We start from the raw sequence: 18,576 nt of genomic DNA on the forward strand, positions 1-18,576 counted from the left end.
AAAGGAGGAAGATATAAAAATGTCTAAACAGTTTATTGATGCACTCAAGAACAGACGTTCCATATATGGAATCAGCAAGGAGCAGGTGATCTCCGACGAGAAAATTCAGGAGATCGTCAACGACGCGGTGAAATACACGCCGTCTTCTTTCAATTCGCAAAGCACACGCGTTGTCGTTCTGCTTGGCGAGCAGCATGACAAGCTGTGGAATGTAACGGAGAACGTGCTGAAAGCCGTTGTTCCGGCTGACAGCTTTGCACCGACTGCTGAGAAAATGGCTGCTTTCCGCGCCGGATACGGCACAATCCTGTTCTTCGAAGATTATGAAGTCATTGAAGGACTGCAAGCAAGCTTCCCTTCTTATGCAGACAACTTCCCAGTATGGTCCCACCATACTTCGGCGATGCACCAATTGGTCATCTGGACCGCGCTTGAAGCCGAAGGCCTTGGCGCCAGCCTGCAGCACTACAACCCGCTGATCGACCAGAAGGTTGCCGCAGAGTGGAACATTCCTGCGAGCTGGAAACTGATCGCCCAAATGCCTTTCGGCAAACCGACAGTTCAACCGGGCGAGAAAGAATTCAAGCCGCTTGAAGACCGCGTTAAAGTATTCAAATAAGCAGTACGGAATTTTTATACTTAATCCAAGAGAAGCACCTCACGTATTATGCGCGGGGTGCTTTTTTGCGTGCCATGCTATTCTGCAGCCGATTTGGAGCGTCCGCCGCCGCCAAGCGTACGAATCTGCTCCTCCATGATGCCGCTGACCTTGGCTGCAAAGTCAATGAGCAGCTCGATCTGCTCCGCCGTATAGGACGAGCCGAGCCGGACCACGGAATCGTGCAGCGGCTTGAAGGTCTCGCGAACTTCGTCCCTGGCAAAATAGTCGGGGACGATGATGACCCGGCGTCTGTCGGACGGGTCCTGCTCTCTCCGCACGTAACCCGCTTTCTCCAGACGGTCGATCAGGGCGGTGACGGTGCCGGTGGAGAGACCGGTCATTTTGGAGAGCTCTCCGGCCGTAATCGGACCGGTTTCCCACAATATATCTACGGATTTCAAATCGGTGTTGGATAAACCGAGGGAACTGGCGACATGCTGTTGGTACAGGACGGTCCTGGTTCCCAGTTTTCTCATTTGCGAAGCCAACCGTTCTTCAGGTGATGCGTTGCCCTCAGCATTTTGACTTGACAAAAGCAAGACCTCCTCTTAGAATCTGAATATCTTGATGATCGAGATACTTGAATTCCGAGATAATGACTTGGTTTCATTTTATCGGAAGGGACAATACATTGTAAAGGAGATAACCAATGGAAGCGACGAAAAGCAACATTAAAATGGTCGTAGCAGGGCTGCTGCTGGCCATTTTTATGTCTGCCATTGACAATACCATTGTCGCCACCGCCATGGGTACGATCGTATCCGATCTTGGGGGGCTGGACAAATTCGTCTGGGTCACCTCGGCCTATATGGTGACGACGATGGCCGGCATGCCGATCTTCGGCAAGCTGTCGGACATGTACGGGAGGAAGCGTTTTTTCATTTTCGGCTTAACTGTGTTTTTACTGGGGTCTGCGCTGTGCGGGCTGGCCCAGACGATTGAACAGCTGAGCTTGTACCGGGCGATTCAGGGAATCGGGGGAGGCGCGCTCCTGCCGATCGCGTTTACGATTATTTTCGATATTTTTCCGCCGGAGAACCGGGGCAAAATGACCGGGCTGCTCGGAGCCGTATTCGGATCGGCCAGCGTGGTGGGACCGCTGCTCGGTGCGTATATCACCGAATACGCCGGCTGGGAGTGGGTTTTCTACATCAACGTGCCGATCGGCATCGTGTCCCTGATTTTCATTTTGCGCAGTTACAAAGAGTCCCCATCCCATAACAAGCAAAAAATCGACTGGTGGGGCGCATCGACGCTCGTTATTTCCGTCATCAGCCTGATGTTCGCACTGGAGCTGGGCGGCAAGGAGTACGCGTGGGATTCCGCACCGATTATTGCTCTGTTTGCCAGCTTTGCGGTATTCTTCATCATCTTCTTCTTCGTGGAGCTGAAAGCGAAGGAGCCGATATTGCCGTTCTTCCTGTTTAAACGCCGGCTGTTTGCGACATCGCAGCTGCTCGCGTTTTTGTACGGCGGAACCTTTATCATTATGACGGTATATATCCCGATCTTCGTGCAGGCAGTGTATGGCGGTTCGGCTACGAACGCCGGGTTGATCCTGACGCCGATGATGCTGGGATCGGTGGCCGGGAGCGCCATTGGCGGGATTTTCTCCACCAAGACAAGCTACCGGAACCTTATGATCATGTCGGTCATTTTCTATTTGGGCGGCATGTATCTGCTCAGCACGCTGACCCCCGATACCGCCCGGATTTATCTGACGATCTTCATGATCATCGTCGGCTTTGGCATGGGCTTCTCGTTCTCGCTGCTGCCGACGGCATCCCAGCATAACCTGGAGCCTCGCTTCCGCGGTACCGCAAACTCGACCAACCAGTTTTTGCGGTCGCTCGGCATGACGATGGGGATCACGATTTTCGGCACCATTCAGAACAATTTGTTCACGAACCGGCTTGCTGAAAATTTCAAGGGCATGGGCGGCGGGGCCAATTCGGCCATGGCCAATGTCGGCAGTCCGCAGGAAATTTTCCAATCGGCCAACCGCGCCAAAATTCCGGCTGAAGTGCTCAACAACATCGTGGACGCCATGTCCCATTCCATTTCCCGCGTATTTCTGTTTGCGCTGATTCCGATCGCCATCGCCGCGGTCGTCGTGGCCAGCATGGGAAATGCCAGAGTCACCGTCGGCAAGGAACAAAAGGCAGCTTCGGCAAAACAGCAGAAAACGGTGTAAATCGGTTAAAAAAATGCAAGGGCTGTCCGTTTCCACGGGCAGCCCTTGCTGATTGAAGGCAAACTTTTTATTACAACACGAATGTGGACACTATTTTGATATAGGACAAGAGCGATATATTTTTTCAAGTATGCACAGGCAAAAAAACACTAAATGTCGTACCTTGACCGGGTTCACTCACAACGCGGATGAACCCGCCGTGGGCCCGGACTAAATGATGAGCAATCGATAATCCGAGGCCCGTTCCGCCTGTGTGCCGCGAACGGGCCTTTTCCACACGATAAAAACGATCGAACAGGTGAGCCAATTCATCGGCTGGAATACCGATACCGGAGTCTGTCACCGAGACACATACATAAAGTGCATTCTGATCCCAAACTTGATCTTCAATGACAACCGAAACCTTTCCGCCTTCCGATGTGTAACGAACTGCATTCGTCAACAAATTGATGAACACCTGCGTCATTCGTCTCGCGTCTGCCATCACCGTTACCGGCCTTGTGTTTGAAGAGAAGCGCAATTCCAGCCCGTTCTCCTCAGCCTCCACGTTCATATCGTCCACGATTTGTTCAAGTCTTGCTGAGAGATCGAGCGGTTTGCAATCCAGCGTCAATCGACCCGCCTCAGCCAGCGACAAGACATGAAGATCTTCCACAAGCAGGCCTAAGCGGATCACTTCGTCATGGAGTCTAAGCAGCATTTCCGGGGGGACAGATTGACCGGCCTGCTGAGCATTTTCTAGCTTGAGCTGCATGATCGACAGCGGGGTCCGCAGCTCATGAGCGACATCCGCTACCAACCGCCTGCGGGCGTCCTCGGCTTCCCGGAGACGAAGCGTCATGTCATTGAATGTCCGGATGACTTTGCCGTATTCGTCCTTTGATTTTACAGGAACGTTCACGTGCAGATCTCCCTGCGCAACGCGTTCGATCGCGGCAACAAGCTTTCGAAGCGGGATCGTGAGCACCCCTGAAATCCATAAACTGGCGAACAGCCCGGTTGCGATGAAAAAGAACCAATTCCCAAGCTCGAACTTCCGCATTTTTCCTGAAACGTAAGTCTTCAAGTGCTCAATTTGTTCCCCGGGCGGTGCGTTCAAATAAGCTGTACTGATTTCTTCCTTGCGATATTGATCGAACAAAGACTCCATATAAGCCTGCTTGGTAACGGCATGAACACCTCCGATAATAAAAACGAGCAGTCCCATGCAGACAAATATTTTTTGGCGAACCGTGAGCGTCATGGTTGTTCACCGAATCGGTAACCGAAACCGTAGACCGTTTGAATATAACGGGGATTGGCCGAATCGTCTCCCAGCTTGCGGCGAAGATTCCGGATGTGGGAATCCATCGTTCGCTCGTATCCCATATATTCATCCGCGAGGGCGGCTTTTAACAATTGCAGGCGGCTGAAAACCATTCCGGGACGCGCAGCCAATGTGAGCAAAATTTTGAATTCGGTCGGTGTCAGTTGAATCTCCTGGCCATCCTTGAACACCTGACATTTGGTCTCGGAAATGGTCAGGTTGTCTCTTTCAAGCAGTATTGGCTTGTCTTCAGGTCCACGCAAGCGGCGAAGCAATGCCCGGATACGCGAAGACAGCTCGCGCAAGCTGAATGGTTTCGTCAAATAATCGTCCGCACCGATTTCCAGACCGACGATTTTATCCGTTTCATCCGAACGGGCTGTGACCATAATAATGCCGCAATTCGAGGTTTGTCTGATTTCAAGGCACACGTCGATGCCGCTTTTCTCCGGAAGCATCCAATCAAGCACAACGAGATCTGGCCGTTCAGACCGGGCGATCATGAGCGCTTCTTTCCCGGTACGGGCGGTCAATACTCGAAACCCCTCACGATGCAAATACGTCTGCATCTCCTCAAGCATGCCCGGTTCGTCCTCCACAAGCAACAACTTCGGTTCCATTCGAATCCCATCTTTCCAGTTTAGTCTGCTTCGAGTGGGTGAGTTCCATCACTTACCCCAAATTATACTGTGTTTTCACACGATCATGAATAAATCCATACAAAAGGAGGCGGATCTGCATAAGTTCTCGACATTTATTGTTTACACTGACTGTGCAATGAGAGCGATAGACGCATTAGAACAAAAATCTTAAATTAACGAAGGCGAGGATTCAAAGATGAGTAATCTACCCGTAAACCGCAGTGAACCTGAAGCCCTGGATCGTATGGTGGAAGCAGCCGATTTTTCACCGCTCGCAGTTAGAACGCGTGTCGTGTACAAGGCAGTGGCGAAGAACGAATCAAAAACAAAAAGGAGCTTTGGCCAATGAAAATAAAGATGGTGATGTTCGCTATATTTTGTGTTTTTCTACTTGTTCCATCAGTTGCTTCCGCTGCAGCGGCCAATGGTAATGTCGGATACGGAGAAGCTACCCCTGGGCGAATCTGGGCTTCGTTAGATGCGATGTTAGGCTTGATCGGCGCGATCATCGGCGGGCTTTCTTTGGCTCGCTCCGCAGGTCGATTCGGTAAGGGCAGTGGGAGGCGCGGGGCCATCGTGTCCGGGGGGGTGGGGCTGATTGTCATAGTCTACGCCCTGCTGCATTTGACCATTTTTACCGGAGATTTCGGAACCGGCAGCGGGCGGGCCGGAGCCATCATTGCCATTGTAGTAGGGCTGGTCAGTATCGTCCTTGCCGGGTTGACTTTGGTTCGATCTCGCCATTCGGGCTGATGCGTAATCGTTAAAGAATTTTGGCCGACCTGGACCGCTGCAAGCGGTCTATTTTTATTTCTCATAGGAGCAAGAAGTTTTGCTGGATCCTGTTAAAGATCATCTGACGGGACGCTTGTTATCTGTTCGGATAAGGAAAATTCGGATGAATTACCTCTTGACACAAGGGAACCTCGAGGATAATATAAATTTATCTTAATTGTTTAAGATAAATAACAAAATAAGATAATTAATCGATTGAGATTAATGTTGGCAGCCCTCCACGATCTAAAGGAAGCGAGCCAGGATTTGTCTCGAAAGGGGAGAGAGCCTATCGTGATGAGCCGAATGGAATCGCGGGACCGTTTCGTTAAAATACAAGCAGATCGGGATTGGGTTGGAAAAAAGTCGTTTGAATGATGGAGGATGTTGAGGATGGATTATGGTTTACAGGGGAAAGTGGCTGTGATAACGGGAGGTTCGCGCGGAATTGGCAGAGCGGCTGCAAAGAAGTTCGCTGCGGAAGGAGCTCATGTCTACATCACCTATTTAAGCAACCGAAGCGAGGCGGACCGAACCATCAGCGATATTCAGGCGTCAGGAGGTTCTGGTCAGGCCGTCCAAATGTCCTTAAATGACGAGCAGAGCATTTACCGGGCCTTCAACCAAGTGAAGAAGGAGAGGGGGCGGCTGGATGTGCTCGTGAATAACGCCGTCTTTTGGGGAGAGGAAGCCGCGGTAGAGGCGAGCGCGAATGAAGCGTGGTTTTCCGTTATCGATCAGACCGTCAAGGGAACGTATATGACAACGAAAGCGGCCGTTCCGCTTATGAAGCAGGAGGGATGGGGACGATTGATTCATGTCTCTTCGAGTCTGGTATACGCCGGGAAACCGAACGAAACCGCAAATCTGACGGCCAAAGCGGCTTTGCACGGATTCAGCCGTACCTTGGCGGCGGAGCTGGCTTCGGATGGAATTTACTCCAATGTTGTCATTCCTGAGCTCACGCTGTCGGAATGGGTCCCGCACGCATTCCCGCAGCCGCTGCTTGAAGATTATGCCGAATCGTTTCCGACGCGAAGGCTGGGCACCCCGGATGACGTTGCGAATTTGATCATTTATTTGGGATCAACGGCGAACAGCTTTGTCAATGGAGAAGAAATCCGCGTTACAGGCGGTAAATAACATGGGCAGAGTGCAGATCCATAAGAAGGCTGCCTCCCAACCCAATGTTGTGTGGTCAGACGTCAGGTTATTTACCGGTGAAAGGAAAAAATGTAATGTTCGAAACGATTACAAGTATGTTGTTAACCTACGCGGTGACGGCGCTATGGTTGATCGTCGGCACGGCGGCCGCGGGGCTTCCTTACGTAAAAGGTATTTTTCAACGGAAGGTCTGGAGAACGTTATTGCTTTGGATCAGTTATATTGGCCTTGCATTAGCCTTGTTATGGTTCATTCTGATAATCAGCCAATGGGTTAGAAACGGCTGGTGGTTCGTTGAAGGCATCCTCAAGACGATTTTGCCCATCATGTTGATTGGCTACGTTCCCTTGGTCCTGTATACACTTCCCCTATTAAGGAGACTGCGGGTTTCCACTGCGGACGTATCGTCTTCAGATTCGATGATCACAACAACCGATCCGAGGTTGCTGATCCCGATCTATGCGGCCGCCTTTGCATCCGGCATTGCTGCCTTTCATACGATTTTCTCGCAGCCGACCCTTCCCGGCCTGCTGGAGACGGTGCTGATGATCACGCTATATCTCTTCGTTCTGGTTGTGCCATCCTATATCGTCATCAGAAGATATCAGGCGATCATGAAAGGTACATTTACCGTGGCTCCTTTATGGAAAAGGCTGTTGAAATTCGCCTTAGCGGGATTAACGACGGCCATTGTAGCGATCGGGGTGGTGGCCTTTCAGGCTTGGTCGGACTTTCACGCCTCGAAGCTTCCGGAAGCATCGGATATGATGAATCACCACTGGCTGGACGAAGGAGGCGGCACGCCGACGATGATGACGGGTCATCAGAATCATGCTAACCATGTCAATATGGTGGAAGTAGCGAAACTGACGGGGGATATCTCCGCTCCTGCGGATATCCATTATGAGCTCGTTGCGCAGAAACAGGAAGTTACGTTTGCGTCCGGTGCCAAGATCGAAGCTTGGACGTATAACGGCGAGGTCGCCCCCGAGCTGCGCGCAAGGCAAGGAGAGATGGTGGAAGTGAAGCTGATGAACCGGGATATCGACAAAGGTGTGACGATTCATTGGCATGGATACAACGTGCCGAACGCCATGGACGGCGTACCGGGCATGACCCAAAATGTCGTCAACCCGGGGGAATCGTTCACCTATAAGTTTCGAGCCGAGCAAGCAGGAACGTATTGGTTCCATTCTCACCAGCAGGCTGCAGAGCAAGTACGCAACGGCCTGTTCGGATCCTTTATCGTCGAACCATCAGAGGAGACGGCCAGCTACGATGAAGAGGTGACGCTCATTAATCATAATTGGAACACCGATCAGGGAGAGAAGACGGCTTTCAAGGACCAGGACCGTGTGCAAAAAATGCAGGTGAAGCCCGGAAAGATCGTATTATTAAGGCTCATTAACGCCAACAATCAATCCCAAAAGTACTTCCTCCAGGGGAGTGAATATAAGATCACGAGCATTGATGGCACTCCCATCCGGCAGCCGGATCGGTTATCGGATCAAACCGCATTCAGGCTTGCGGCGGGCGGGAGATACGATGTCACATTTACGATGCCGAATCATCCCGTACTGCTCAAATTAGGCGATTCCACGGATATGGAGGGACCGAGTGTCGTTTTTTATGGGAATTTACCGCCGGACCCAATAAGCTTTAAAGCGGAATCGAGCTTGTTTGACCCGTCTCAATACGGGAAACCGGCAGATTCAGAACTGACATCCGTGACCAGGTTCGATCGGGAATTTAGGATGGTATTGGGAAACCGGCTTGGATTCTATAACGGGAAGATGAATTATCTTTGGACCATTAACGGAGAAGTGTATCCCCATACGCCTACTTTGGTTGTCAAAGAAGGAGAGAAAATCAAAACGACGTTTATCAACAAAAGCCTCTCGGAGCATCCGATGCACCTCCACGGACATCAGATGACGGTTTTGAAGAAAAACGGCAAAAGAGTTCAAACGCCGTGGGTGACCGATACATTGAACGTTAATCCGGACGAAATGTATGAAGTGGCCTTTATAGCCGACAACCCGGGCATGTGGATGGATCACTGCCATATTTTAGACCACGCGGCTGTCGGGATGACCCTGCATCTGATGTATGACCATGTCATGCCCTCCTTTGAAGCGGGAGTGAGATCGGGAAATATGCCGGAATAAACCAATCGAAGGGAAAGATGATGAATGGAAAACCAAGCGAAAGATATTCAATTGATGAAGGAACTGTTTATGTCGTTGAGCGAGGCATGGAACAAGGGGGATGGAGCGGCTTACGGCGATTGCTTTACGGATGACGCAGATTACGTGACATTTATGGGCCAGCACTTGAAAGGGAAAAAGGAGATTGCGAAGGTTCACCACATGCTGTTCCAGGGCCCGCTCAAAGGCACAACATTGGATTCCACGCTTACGGATGAAGTGCGGCCGCGTTTTTTAACGCCGGACGTAGCGATTGTTCACGGGATCGGCGAGGTCAAATTGCCTAATCCAGCGCAGGACCCTAACGATAGAGGCTCAATAAATACGAATGTGGTGATCAGACAAGATGGGGGATGGAAAATAGCGGCATTCCAAAACAGCCGGATCCAATCGATGCCAGGCATTAATTAAGCAGGCTTACCAGTACCGCCTGTGATGGGGCCAACCAAAGAAATGCAATAACGAAAAAAATGCTCTCCTTATCATATAGGGGAGCATTTTAATTAGCGAATCTTTAAACTATTGTATTCAACATTTGAGATGCTGTGTGATGAACAATGCAGCACGGTCCAGCGCTTGATCGGCTTCATCAAGCATACCCGTGAACGCCTGGAACACATGCGGGACGTCGGCGGTAACGTCAAGGATGACATCAACGCCTGCTGCGCGTGCACGATCGGCTAACTGCGTGGAATCGTCAAGAAGCAGCTCATTGGTTCCGACCTGCAGCAGGATCGGTGGGAATCCGGTAAGATCGGCGAACCTGGCGGGGCTTACGAGTTCATGATTCGGATCCTGTCCTGCGAGGTACATCTCGTCCGTCAATGCAAAGCCCTCACGGGTGAAGAACGGATCGAGCCCCATTTTGTTATCCATACTTGCTCCGGAATGCGTCTTATCGAGCCCCGGCGAGAACGTCACGACCGCTGCTGGCATCGGCAGGCCTGCGTCCCGTGCCATCAGGCAAGTCGAGACAGCAATACCGCCGCCGGCAGAGTCGCCGGCAAACGCAATAGACGACGCCTGGGCTCCATTGTCCAGAAGCTCACGATAGGCTGCGAGAGCATCCTCAAGAGCCGCAGGGAACGGATGCTCCGGGGCGAGGCGATAATCGAGTGAGACGGACCGGATACCGGTCTTGTCGACCAGGTTTGCGGTAAGGGACATAGCCGTGTAGGGGGAGCCCATAATATACGAGCCGCCATGGAAATAAAGAATGATTCCTGGGCGGGTATCCTGTGCAGGGTCAACGATTACACCGGGTCGATTACCAATGGTTGTCGGTGTGGTCCGCACGCCCGCAGGTACTAACATCGTTGCCATCATGGCAGCGAAGTTCGCGCGCATCTCCTCGACGGTTTGCGGCTTGGCGGGGTTAGGACGCCGCAGCATTTCATCCAATTTGTTACGTTGTTCTCTAGACATATGAATATTCTCCTTCGCTTTATTATATCGCTTTCTACCGTCAATCTCTCCCAACGATCCGGCGTATTCATAGTGTATAATATGAATGTGACAGAACTTGTCACTATAATCTTTTGGGGGTAAATATGATGGGGAAGTCAAGGCGCCTGATTGAATTGATGATGGCGGTAAATCGAAAGCGGAAATTCACCGTCAAAGAGCTTGCCGAAGAATTTGGTGTGTCTACCCGAACCATGCTGCGCGATTTGCAGGAGCTGAGTGGAATGGGAGTGCCTTTATACTCTCAAGTTGGAGCGGGAGGCGGATACCATGTTCTGACTGAGCGAAGCCTCCCACCGATCTCATTTACGGAAAATGAGGCATTCTCCATATTTTTTGCTTCCCATGCCCTTCGACACTTCAGCTCGCTGCCTTTCGAGGCATCTGCAAAATCCGCACTTCGAAAATTTTACAGGTACTTACCGGAAGATGTGAAAAGTCAGATCGACGAGATGCGAAACCGAATTGACTTCTTTACGCATACACGCCCGGAACAAGCTGGCTGCCTTGAGTTATTGCTCCAAGCGTCCATTAGAAGGTTGCCCGTAACAATCAATTATGGAATTCGAAAGAATGGTACCCATGAAAGAACGATTCAACCCATCGGCATATATGCCCATGAGGGATATTGGTTTTGCCCAGCTTACTGCTATTTGCGACAAGCTTTCCGATTATTCCGGGTAGATCGGATAGGGTCAGCCGTCTTGGCGGATGCCGAAGCGTCAACGCCTGCAGTGGATGTTTCAGAGGTGGATTTAACGAACTGGGGGCCTCATTTCTACAGCACACGGGAAAGCGTAGATGTTCAAGTGAAACTAACGGCAAAAGGGATTGAGTTATTCCGAGAAAAGAGCTGGATTTTCCCTTGGGGAGAAGTACATCGTTCCGAGGACGACACAGGCATACTGGAAATGGGTATCTTCCCGTCCGAAGTACCATTCTTTGCTGATTATTTTTTTTCTTTTGGTGCTGAAGCGGTCGTGCTCCAACCGGAAGAGCTAAGAGAATCGGTCAGAACAAAGCTGGTCCGTGCTCTCGAAGAGTATAGCGTTCCACAATCCTAGTCTTCCGATTTCAATTTTATTGGGGTGGATGTAGATTTCTCTCTCGAGTTAGTTGCGGAGAACAAGTGTCCTAAGCAAAAGTAACTTGATACCTTCACGGCCGTCCAGCGATTTGGGCGGCTTTTTGTGTGTTCGCTAATGTGCTTTCGCTAAAGTGTAATTTTTAACTTTTAACTGGCAGAAAAATGACAGATTTTAATCGGCATAGTAGAATAATAGAGAAATCATGTTTACCAGCAATGAACGGTGTAAAATTATGTCGAGAGAGGGATTTGACCATGTCGGATCAGCATTTGAAACCGGATTCGCAAGAGAGCCAGGTTCAGTCCAAGGAACTGCTCGATGCGCTGATGGCTTTTAAAAAGGGAGATTTTACATACCGCATGCCATACGATCAGACGGGCATCGCCGGAAAAATCGCAGACACCTTTAATGAGATCATGGAAATGCAGGAGAGCCTTGTGTCCGAAATCGATACCGTTGCCAGGGTTGTCGGTAAAGAGGGCAAGCTGTCGCGCAGGTTTTCCCATAAAAATACCGGCGGGTCTTGGGAGGCGGCCGTAGAATCGTTAAACGGTCTTGTCAGTGACCTGATCCAGCCGACCAGCGAGATGGTGCGCGTGATCAACGCGGTTGCCCAGGGCGATTTGAGGCAAAAGGTGGATCTGGAGTTTGAAGGGCGGCCGCTGACCGGCGAGTTCAAGAAATCCGCCAACAACATCAACAAGATGGTCAACCAGCTGAGCAAGTTTGCTTCCGAAGTGACCCGCGTAGCCAAAGAGGTAGGGACCGAAGGCATTTTGGGCGGTCAAGCCGATGTTGAAGGCGTCTCAGGGACATGGAAAGATCTGACCGACAGCGTGAACGGCATGGCGGCTAATCTGACGAGCCAGGTCCGCAGCATCGCCGAAGTGACGACGGCAGTGGCCAAGGGCGATCTCACCAAGCAGATCACGGTCAATGCCAGCGGTGAAATTTTGGAATTGAAAAATACGATTAATACGATGGTGGATCAGCTGTCGACCTTTGCGTCCGAGGTCACCCGAATGGCCCGCGAGGTCGGCACGGAAGGAAAGCTCGGCGGGCAGGCGAACGTCAAGGGCGTGTCCGGCACGTGGAGAGATTTGACGGAGAGCGTCAACGACATGGCCACGAATTTGACGGATCAGGTCCGCAATATCGCGGTCGTTACGACGGCTGTTGCCAACGGGGATTTATCGAAAAAAATTACCGCCAACGTTCAGGGTGAAATCCTGGAACTTAAAAATACGATCAACACGATGGTGGACCAGCTGTCCATGTTCGCTTCCGAAGTGACGAAGATCGCCCGCGAAGTCGGCACCGAAGGCATATTGGGCGGACAGGCGGAGGTCAGCGGCGTAGCGGGAACATGGCGTGACTTGACCGAAAGCGTCAACTCCATGGCCAGCAATCTGACCAATCAGGTCCGTAACATCGCCGAAGTGACGACAGCGGTGGCGAAGGGCGACCTGTCCAAACACATTACGGTTAACGCCAAGGGTGAAATTCTCGAGCTGAAAAATACGATCAACACGATGGTGGATCAGCTCAGCACGTTTGCGTCCGAAGTGACCCGCGTGGCCCGCGAGGTCGGAACGCTCGGCATGCTTGGCGGTCAGGCGCAGGTGAAAGGCGTAGCCGGCACGTGGCGCGATTTGACCGAGAACGTCAACTACATGGCCTCGAACCTGACGAACCAGGTGCGCAATATCGCCGTCGTGACGACGGCGGTGGCGAACGGGGACCTGTCGAAGAAGATCACCGCGGACGTGCAGGGCGAAATCCTTGAGCTGAAAAACACGATCAACACGATGGTGGATCAGCTCAGCACGTTTGCGTCCGAGGTTACCCGCGTGGCCCGCGAGGTCGGCACGGAAGGGAAACTCGGCGGACAGGCTGAGGTCCGGGGCGTCGGCGGCACGTGGAAGGATTTGACCGAAGGCGTCAACAATATGGCCCGCAACCTGACGAATCAGGTGCGGAACATCGCCGAAGTGACGACGGCGGTAGCGAAGGGCGATTTGTCCAAGAAGATTACGGTCGACGTCAAGGGCGAATTGCTCGAGCTGAAAAACACAATGAACACGATGGTGGACCAGCTCAGCAATTTTGCGTCGGAAGTCACGCGGGTGGCCAGCGAGGTCGGAACAGAAGGCAAGCTCGGCGCCCAGGCGAACGTCAAGGATGTGTCGGGTACCTGGAAGGACCTGACCGATACGGTGAACAACATGACGCGCAACCTGACGATCCAGATGCGGAACATTGCCGGTGTGACGACAGCGGTCGCCAACGGAGATCTGTCCAAGAAAATTACGGTCGACGTCAGCGGCGAGCTGCTGGAGCTGAAAAATACAGTCAATACGATGGTGGATCAGCTGAACTCGTTTGCCTCCGAGGTCACGCGCGTCGCCCGCGAAGTCGGAACGGACGGCAAGCTGGGCGGACAGGCACAGGTGAGCGGGGTCGGCGGCATCTGGAAGGATTTGACCGACAACGTTAACATTATGGCGAACAATCTGACGGATCAGGTCCGCGGCATCGCCAAGGTCGTGACCGCCGTGGCGAACGGGAACCTGAAGCAGAAGCTGAACGTGGATGCGAAGGGCGAAATTGCCGAATTGGCCGATACGATCAACAATATGACCGAGACGCTGGATACGTTCGCCGATCAGGTTATTACCGTCGCCCGTGAGGTCGGCGCAGAAGGAAAGCTGGGCGGTCAGGCCAGCGTTCCGGGAGCCGCAGGCACCTGGCGGGATTTGACCGACAATGTCAACTATATGGCGAGCACATTGACCACGCAGGTCCGTGCAATCACCAATGTGGCCACGGCGGTTGCCAAAGGGGATCTGTCCCGGACGATCGATGTCGCAGCGGCCGGCGAAGTTGCCGCGCTGAAGGACAATGTGAACGAGATGATCCGGAACTTGAAAGAGACGACCCGCATCAATACCGAGCAGGACTGGCTGAAGACCAATCTCGCCAAGTTTTCGAGATTGCTGCAGGGACAGCGCGACCTGTATGCCATCAGCCGCATGATCCTGTCGGAGCTGGCGCCGCTCGTGTCGATTCAGCACGGCGTCTTCTATATCAACGAGCCGGAGAACGACGAACCGGTGCTGACGCTGTTTGCCAGCTACGCCTACCAGAACCGGAAGCATCTGTCGAACCGCTTCCGTGCCGGCGAAGGGCTGGTCGGCCAGTGCCTCGTGGAGAAGCAGCGTATCCTGCTGACGAACGTGCCGCATGATTATGTCATGATATCTTCGGGACTCGGCGAAGCCGTGCCGCTCAATATCGTGCTGCTGCCGATTATATTCGAGGAGCATGTGCTTGGCGTGCTGGAGCTGGCGTCCTTCCGGGCGTTTACCGAGATCGATCTGGCTTTCCTGGATCAGCTGACCGAATCGATCGGCATCGTTGTGAACACGATGCAGGCCAACCGCCGGACGGAGGAGCTGCTCATGCAGTCGCAATCGCTGACGGAGGAGCTGCAGAAGCAGCAGATGGAGCTTCAGCATACGAATGAGGAGCTGGAGGACAAGGCGAAGCTGCTCGTCCTACAAAAGGCCGAGGTCGAGAGCAAAAACCAGGAGGTCGAGGTTGCGAAGCAGTTCCTCGAGGAGAAGGCGGAGCAGCTTGCGCTGACCTCACGCTACAAATCGGAGTTTTTGGCCAATATGTCGCATGAATTAAGAACGCCGCTCAATTCCCTCCTCCTTCTTGCCGAACAGCTTGCGGATAACCCGGATCAGAACTTGAGCGAACATCAGGTCAAATTCGCCAAAACGATCCAGGATTCAGGGCTGGAACTGCTGAACCTGATCAATGAAATTTTGGATCTGTCCAAAATTGAATCGGGCACCGTAACGCCGGACTTCAGCGAAGTGTCCCTCAAAGCGCTGACGGACAGCCTCGACCGGTCGTTCCGCCCGATGGTGGATAACAGCCTCCTTGAGTTCAGCATCAAGATGGATCCGAACGTGCCGGATACGGTGGTTACCGATCAGAAGCGGCTGCAGCAGGTGCTCAAAAACCTCCTGTCGAACGCCTTTAAGTTCACAGAGAAGGGCCAGGTTACTTTGGCCCTGCGGCGGGCCAGCGAAGGCTGGAGCAGGGATAACGAATCGCTGAACCAAGCGCCGAACGTGCTGTGCTTCTCGGTCAGCGACACCGGAATCGGTATTCCGGAGGACAAGCAGCAGATCATTTTCGAAGCGTTCCAGCAGGCGGACGGCAGCACGAACCGGGTGTACGGGGGAACGGGGCTCGGATTGGCCATTTCCCGCGAGATCGCCCAATTGCTTGGCGGGGAACTGACGCTATACAGCGTCGTCGGCAAAGGCAGCATTTTCAACCTCTACCTGCCGGTCGACACGGAAATGGGGCCGCAGGAGGAAACGCCGAAATACGTGCCGGAAATCATCGACGTCACGCCGCCGGAGCAGAAGCTGACCTTCAGCCGCAAGGCGGATGACGTGAACGACGACCGGGAGCGGATCGAGCCGGGAGATCGCGTCTTTCTCATCATTGAAGACGATGTGAAGTTTAACGAAATCCTGCTGGAGCTGCTGCACCGGAAGAACATCAAGGCGGTCATCACGACAAAAGGATCCGGCGCACTCGAGCTGGCGAGAAAATACCAGCCTGAGGCGATTACGCTCGATCTGCGCCTCGGCGATATGGACGGCTGGATGGTCATTGAGCACTTGAAGAACGACTTGGCAACCCGGCATATTCCGGTCTGCGTCATCACCGTCGAAGAGGATGAAGTTGAACTGCTCCGCAAGGGAGTTTATGAGTATGTCTGCAAGCCGGTCACCAACGAAGACCTCGAGAAGGCGCTGGATCAGCTGAGCCGGTTTGCCGCTGAACATAGCCGCAGCCTGCTGCTGGCCGCAACGGAAGATGAGCGCTGCCAGGAATGGGCGGCTCTTCTGGGCAGCGAGGACGTGCGGATCGTCATGGCGCAGACCGCCCGGGAAGCGCTCGAGACCTTGAAGAATGAGCATTTTGACTGCGTACTCGCGGATAACGATTTGGAGGATATGAACGTTCTGCAGTTCGTCCGGGAAATGCAGAAAAATCCAAAAAACAAGCACATGCCATTGGTCTTGAACCGGAGCGTCAAATGGAACCATGACCAGGAGGAAGAACTGGAAGAGTTGACCAAATCCGCGGTCATCAAAGAGGTCAAGACGCCGGCCCAGATGATCGACGAGACGAGCCTGTTCCTGCACCGCAAGCCGGATGACCTGCCAGAACAGGCAGGAGAGCTTGTGCGCAAGCTGTACCAATCCGACGAGATGATTCAGTATAAAAAGGTTCTGGTAGTGGACGACGATATCCGCAACATTTTTGCCTTGACTACGATCCTGGAGCGTCATCAGATGATGGTCGTTCCTGCTGAAAACGGACACGAGGCCATTCAAATTCTGGAGCAGACGCCGGATATCGAGATCGTGCTGATGGACATTATGATGCCGGTTATGGACGGCTACGAAACGACGCGGGCGATCCGCAGCAAGCCGCAGTTCAAAGATCTCCCGATCATTGCTCTGACCGCCAAGGCGATGAAAGGCGACCGGGAGGAATGCCTGGAAGCCGGAGCATCCGACTACATTACCAAGCCGGTGAACAGCGCGCAGCTGTTGTCGATGATCCGCAGCTGGCTCGGAACGACGGCACCTGAGGAGGATGCCGGGCCGGACCAGGAGGAGTAGAAGAAACGGACATTTTAGAGATGTTTCCCGCTGTTTATGGTGGGAGGCATCTCTTTTTCTATTCTCGGAAATGTCCCTATCACAATAAGTCCCTGCTCTTTGATCCTGTTTGGCGGGGAGATCGTGATTTCCAGGGATGTTTTGCCTTTCGGCGGAATGGTTAGACTCTTTATAGACGGGTCGCGGCCGCTTCATCGGCATCAACTGCATCCGGAGATGAAGGCAATGACTACTACGCAGAAAGAAGGGTTTTTTAATGAACGATTCTCTCAAATCCGTAACCGACTGGCTGAATGCGCATAAACAACAGACCGTTATGATCCGCAAACAGGAGCTTGAGGACATCGACCAGACACGAATCACACTGGAGGATGTGGAATACAAACCGAGCACACCGACGATTGACGAATATACCGAAGGGGATTCGCTGATCCTGCACGGCAGCGGAGCTGTGGTGAACGAGCAGGGAGATATCCCGCTTCCGCAAAGCACATACCAAATTTACGTTGATGGATTGAAGCACGCGAATGTGCAGGACCAGCAGCTTTCTATGGAAACGGAACGGGCAAAATATGAAATTTTCATACAATCGTGAAAAATTTCAATAAGTATCTTTGCATATTCCAATAAATGTGGTAAAGTAAAAACTGACCTTATGACTGAAATTGAAAATTGGTCAGTTTTTGCTGATACGCGTTTAGATGGGAGGAGAACATCATAGGATCGGTCGACCGGAAGAAACAGGTGCTGGGCGCGGCTGCCCAGTCCTTTTCCTTGTTCGGGTACAAGGCGACGACGATGGAGCAGGTAGCGAAGATCGCTAATGTGGGAAAAGGAACGATTTATACGTTTTTTGATACGAAGGAACAGCTGTTTGACGAAATTCTGCACGGCGTCATCTCCGAAATGAAAACGATCATTGAGCGGGAAGTGGATCACCGGAAGCCTTTTTTCGACAACCTGTTCCGGGTTCTGGATTCCCTTCTGGAATTCCGGGGGGAACATGAGCTGCTGATCAAGCTCTCACAGGAGGTCAGAGACTTCGGGACGCCACAGTCCCAGGAGGCGATGAGCCGGGTGGAGGGTGTCATCCTCGGCTACATGGAGAAGGAAGTCCGGTTCGCGGTGGAGCAGCACGAAATCCGTGAATGCGATCCGTCCGTCGTCGCTTTTCTCATGCTGAAAATGTATGTCGCCTTGACGTCCGAATGGAACAAACAGCATCAAGAAACGTTAACGAAGGCGGAAATCAGACAGCACTTCCGGCTGTTTCTGGAAGAAGGGCTGTCTGTGAAATAACCGGGCATGCATTATATCCCTTTATAAGAGCAGGGACCGCTGCGGCCTTTATCAGGCG

The 18,576-nt window shown here is 52.4% G+C and carries 14 protein-coding genes; 10 read left to right on the forward strand and 4 right to left on the reverse strand.

Annotation, left to right across the window (positions count from 1 at the left end):
- Nucleotides 1–19 precede the first annotated feature (19 nt).
- Nucleotides 20–619 (forward strand): nitroreductase family protein, encoded by a 600-nt coding sequence (locus tag KI379_RS08855; RefSeq protein ID WP_076167585.1) that lies wholly within the window; start codon nt 20–22, stop codon nt 617–619.
- Nucleotides 620–696: 77 nt separating this feature from the next.
- Here KI379_RS08855 and KI379_RS08860 read toward each other — a convergent pair whose 3' ends face one another.
- On the reverse strand, nt 697–1,137 hold the full coding sequence (locus tag KI379_RS08860; protein WP_212984657.1) for a MarR family winged helix-turn-helix transcriptional regulator: 441 nt from the start codon (nt 1,135–1,137) through the stop codon (nt 697–699).
- Between the two features lie 173 nt (nt 1,138–1,310).
- On the opposite strand from KI379_RS08860, the gene KI379_RS08865 reads away from it, so the two are divergent.
- Nucleotides 1,311–2,855, forward strand: a complete 1,545-nt coding sequence (locus KI379_RS08865; RefSeq protein WP_089546685.1) for an MDR family MFS transporter — start codon at nt 1,311–1,313, stop codon at nt 2,853–2,855.
- Between the two features lie 124 nt (nt 2,856–2,979).
- On the opposite strand, the gene KI379_RS08870 is transcribed toward KI379_RS08865, so the two are convergent.
- Both KI379_RS08870 and KI379_RS08875 read right to left on the reverse strand, forming a co-directional pair.
- Nucleotides 2,980–4,098: a sensor histidine kinase gene (locus KI379_RS08870; RefSeq protein WP_212983329.1), complete on the reverse strand. Its 1,119-nt coding sequence runs from the start codon at nt 4,096–4,098 to the stop codon at nt 2,980–2,982.
- Nucleotides 4,095–4,781 (reverse strand): response regulator transcription factor, encoded by a 687-nt coding sequence (locus KI379_RS08875; protein ID WP_076167574.1) that lies wholly within the window; start codon nt 4,779–4,781, stop codon nt 4,095–4,097. Before KI379_RS08875 ends, KI379_RS08870 begins: the two co-directional genes overlap by 4 nt.
- A 366-nt stretch (nt 4,782–5,147) precedes the next feature.
- Here KI379_RS08875 and KI379_RS08880 point away from each other — a divergent pair, with 366 nt between their 5' ends.
- The 4 genes from KI379_RS08880 (at nt 5,148) to KI379_RS08895 (ending at nt 9,358) form a co-directional block, all read left to right on the forward strand.
- Nucleotides 5,148–5,555, forward strand: coding sequence for a DUF6223 family protein (locus KI379_RS08880; protein ID WP_212983330.1), 408 nt, complete (start codon nt 5,148–5,150; stop codon nt 5,553–5,555).
- Nucleotides 5,556–5,969: 414 nt separating this feature from the next.
- Nucleotides 5,970–6,719 (forward strand): SDR family NAD(P)-dependent oxidoreductase, encoded by a 750-nt coding sequence (locus KI379_RS08885; protein WP_212983331.1) that lies wholly within the window; start codon nt 5,970–5,972, stop codon nt 6,717–6,719.
- Between the two features lie 95 nt (nt 6,720–6,814).
- Complete coding sequence (locus tag KI379_RS08890) at nt 6,815–8,908, forward strand: multicopper oxidase domain-containing protein (protein ID WP_212983332.1); 2,094 nt, start codon at nt 6,815–6,817, stop codon at nt 8,906–8,908.
- A gap of 24 nt (nt 8,909–8,932) precedes the next feature.
- Entirely contained in the window at nt 8,933–9,358 is a 426-nt protein-coding gene (locus KI379_RS08895) for an SgcJ/EcaC family oxidoreductase (protein ID WP_212983333.1), read from the forward strand.
- Nucleotides 9,359–9,475: 117 nt separating this feature from the next.
- Here KI379_RS08895 and KI379_RS08900 read toward each other — a convergent pair whose 3' ends face one another.
- Nucleotides 9,476–10,372, reverse strand: coding sequence for an alpha/beta hydrolase (locus KI379_RS08900; protein WP_212983334.1), 897 nt, complete (start codon nt 10,370–10,372; stop codon nt 9,476–9,478).
- Nucleotides 10,373–10,497: 125 nt separating this feature from the next.
- Between KI379_RS08900 and KI379_RS08905 the strand changes: the two genes are divergently transcribed.
- The 4 genes from KI379_RS08905 to KI379_RS08920 all read left to right on the forward strand — a co-directional run bounded on the left by KI379_RS08905 (nt 10,498) and on the right by KI379_RS08920 (nt 18,518).
- The gene (locus KI379_RS08905; protein WP_306433654.1) at nt 10,498–11,475 is read left to right on the forward strand and encodes a helix-turn-helix transcriptional regulator; all 978 of its coding nucleotides are present in this window, start codon (nt 10,498–10,500) and stop codon (nt 11,473–11,475) included.
- Nucleotides 11,476–11,753: 278 nt separating this feature from the next.
- Entirely contained in the window at nt 11,754–17,219 is a 5,466-nt protein-coding gene (locus tag KI379_RS08910) for a HAMP domain-containing protein (protein ID WP_212983335.1), read from the forward strand.
- A 256-nt stretch (nt 17,220–17,475) separates the two neighbouring features.
- Nucleotides 17,476–17,814 (forward strand): hypothetical protein, encoded by a 339-nt coding sequence (locus tag KI379_RS08915; RefSeq protein ID WP_089546694.1) that lies wholly within the window; start codon nt 17,476–17,478, stop codon nt 17,812–17,814.
- A 122-nt stretch (nt 17,815–17,936) separates the two neighbouring features.
- Nucleotides 17,937–18,518 carry a TetR/AcrR family transcriptional regulator gene (locus KI379_RS08920; RefSeq protein WP_105443472.1) on the forward strand — a complete coding sequence of 194 codons (582 nt, stop codon included), beginning with the start codon at nt 17,937–17,939 and terminating at the stop codon, nt 18,516–18,518.
- The last annotated feature ends 58 nt before the right edge of the window (nt 18,519–18,576 follow it).

The sequence above is a fragment of the Paenibacillus cineris genome (assembly GCF_018333335.1).
Taxonomy (GTDB): Bacteria; Bacillota; Bacilli; order Paenibacillales; family Paenibacillaceae; genus Paenibacillus_AQ; species Paenibacillus_AQ favisporus.

Coding starts and splice junctions, on each gene's coding strand:
- KI379_RS08900 (WP_212983334.1), bottom strand. CDS start 10,372: ATGTCTAGAGAACAACGTAACAAATTGGATGAAATGCTGCGGCGTCCT.
- KI379_RS08910 (WP_212983335.1), top strand. CDS start 11,754: ATGTCGGATCAGCATTTGAAACCGGATTCGCAAGAGAGCCAGGTTCAG.
- KI379_RS08880 (WP_212983330.1), top strand. CDS start 5,148: ATGAAAATAAAGATGGTGATGTTCGCTATATTTTGTGTTTTTCTACTT.
- KI379_RS08870 (WP_212983329.1), bottom strand. CDS start 4,098: ATGACGCTCACGGTTCGCCAAAAAATATTTGTCTGCATGGGACTGCTC.
- KI379_RS08890 (WP_212983332.1), top strand. CDS start 6,815: ATGTTCGAAACGATTACAAGTATGTTGTTAACCTACGCGGTGACGGCG.
- KI379_RS08860 (WP_212984657.1), bottom strand. CDS start 1,137: ATGAGAAAACTGGGAACCAGGACCGTCCTGTACCAACAGCATGTCGCC.
- KI379_RS08915 (WP_089546694.1), top strand. CDS start 17,476: ATGAACGATTCTCTCAAATCCGTAACCGACTGGCTGAATGCGCATAAA.
- KI379_RS08855 (WP_076167585.1), top strand. CDS start 20: ATGTCTAAACAGTTTATTGATGCACTCAAGAACAGACGTTCCATATAT.
- KI379_RS08905 (WP_306433654.1), top strand. CDS start 10,498: ATGATGGGGAAGTCAAGGCGCCTGATTGAATTGATGATGGCGGTAAAT.
- KI379_RS08875 (WP_076167574.1), bottom strand. CDS start 4,781: ATGGAACCGAAGTTGTTGCTTGTGGAGGACGAACCGGGCATGCTTGAG.
- KI379_RS08865 (WP_089546685.1), top strand. CDS start 1,311: ATGGAAGCGACGAAAAGCAACATTAAAATGGTCGTAGCAGGGCTGCTG.
- KI379_RS08885 (WP_212983331.1), top strand. CDS start 5,970: ATGGATTATGGTTTACAGGGGAAAGTGGCTGTGATAACGGGAGGTTCG.
- KI379_RS08895 (WP_212983333.1), top strand. CDS start 8,933: ATGGAAAACCAAGCGAAAGATATTCAATTGATGAAGGAACTGTTTATG.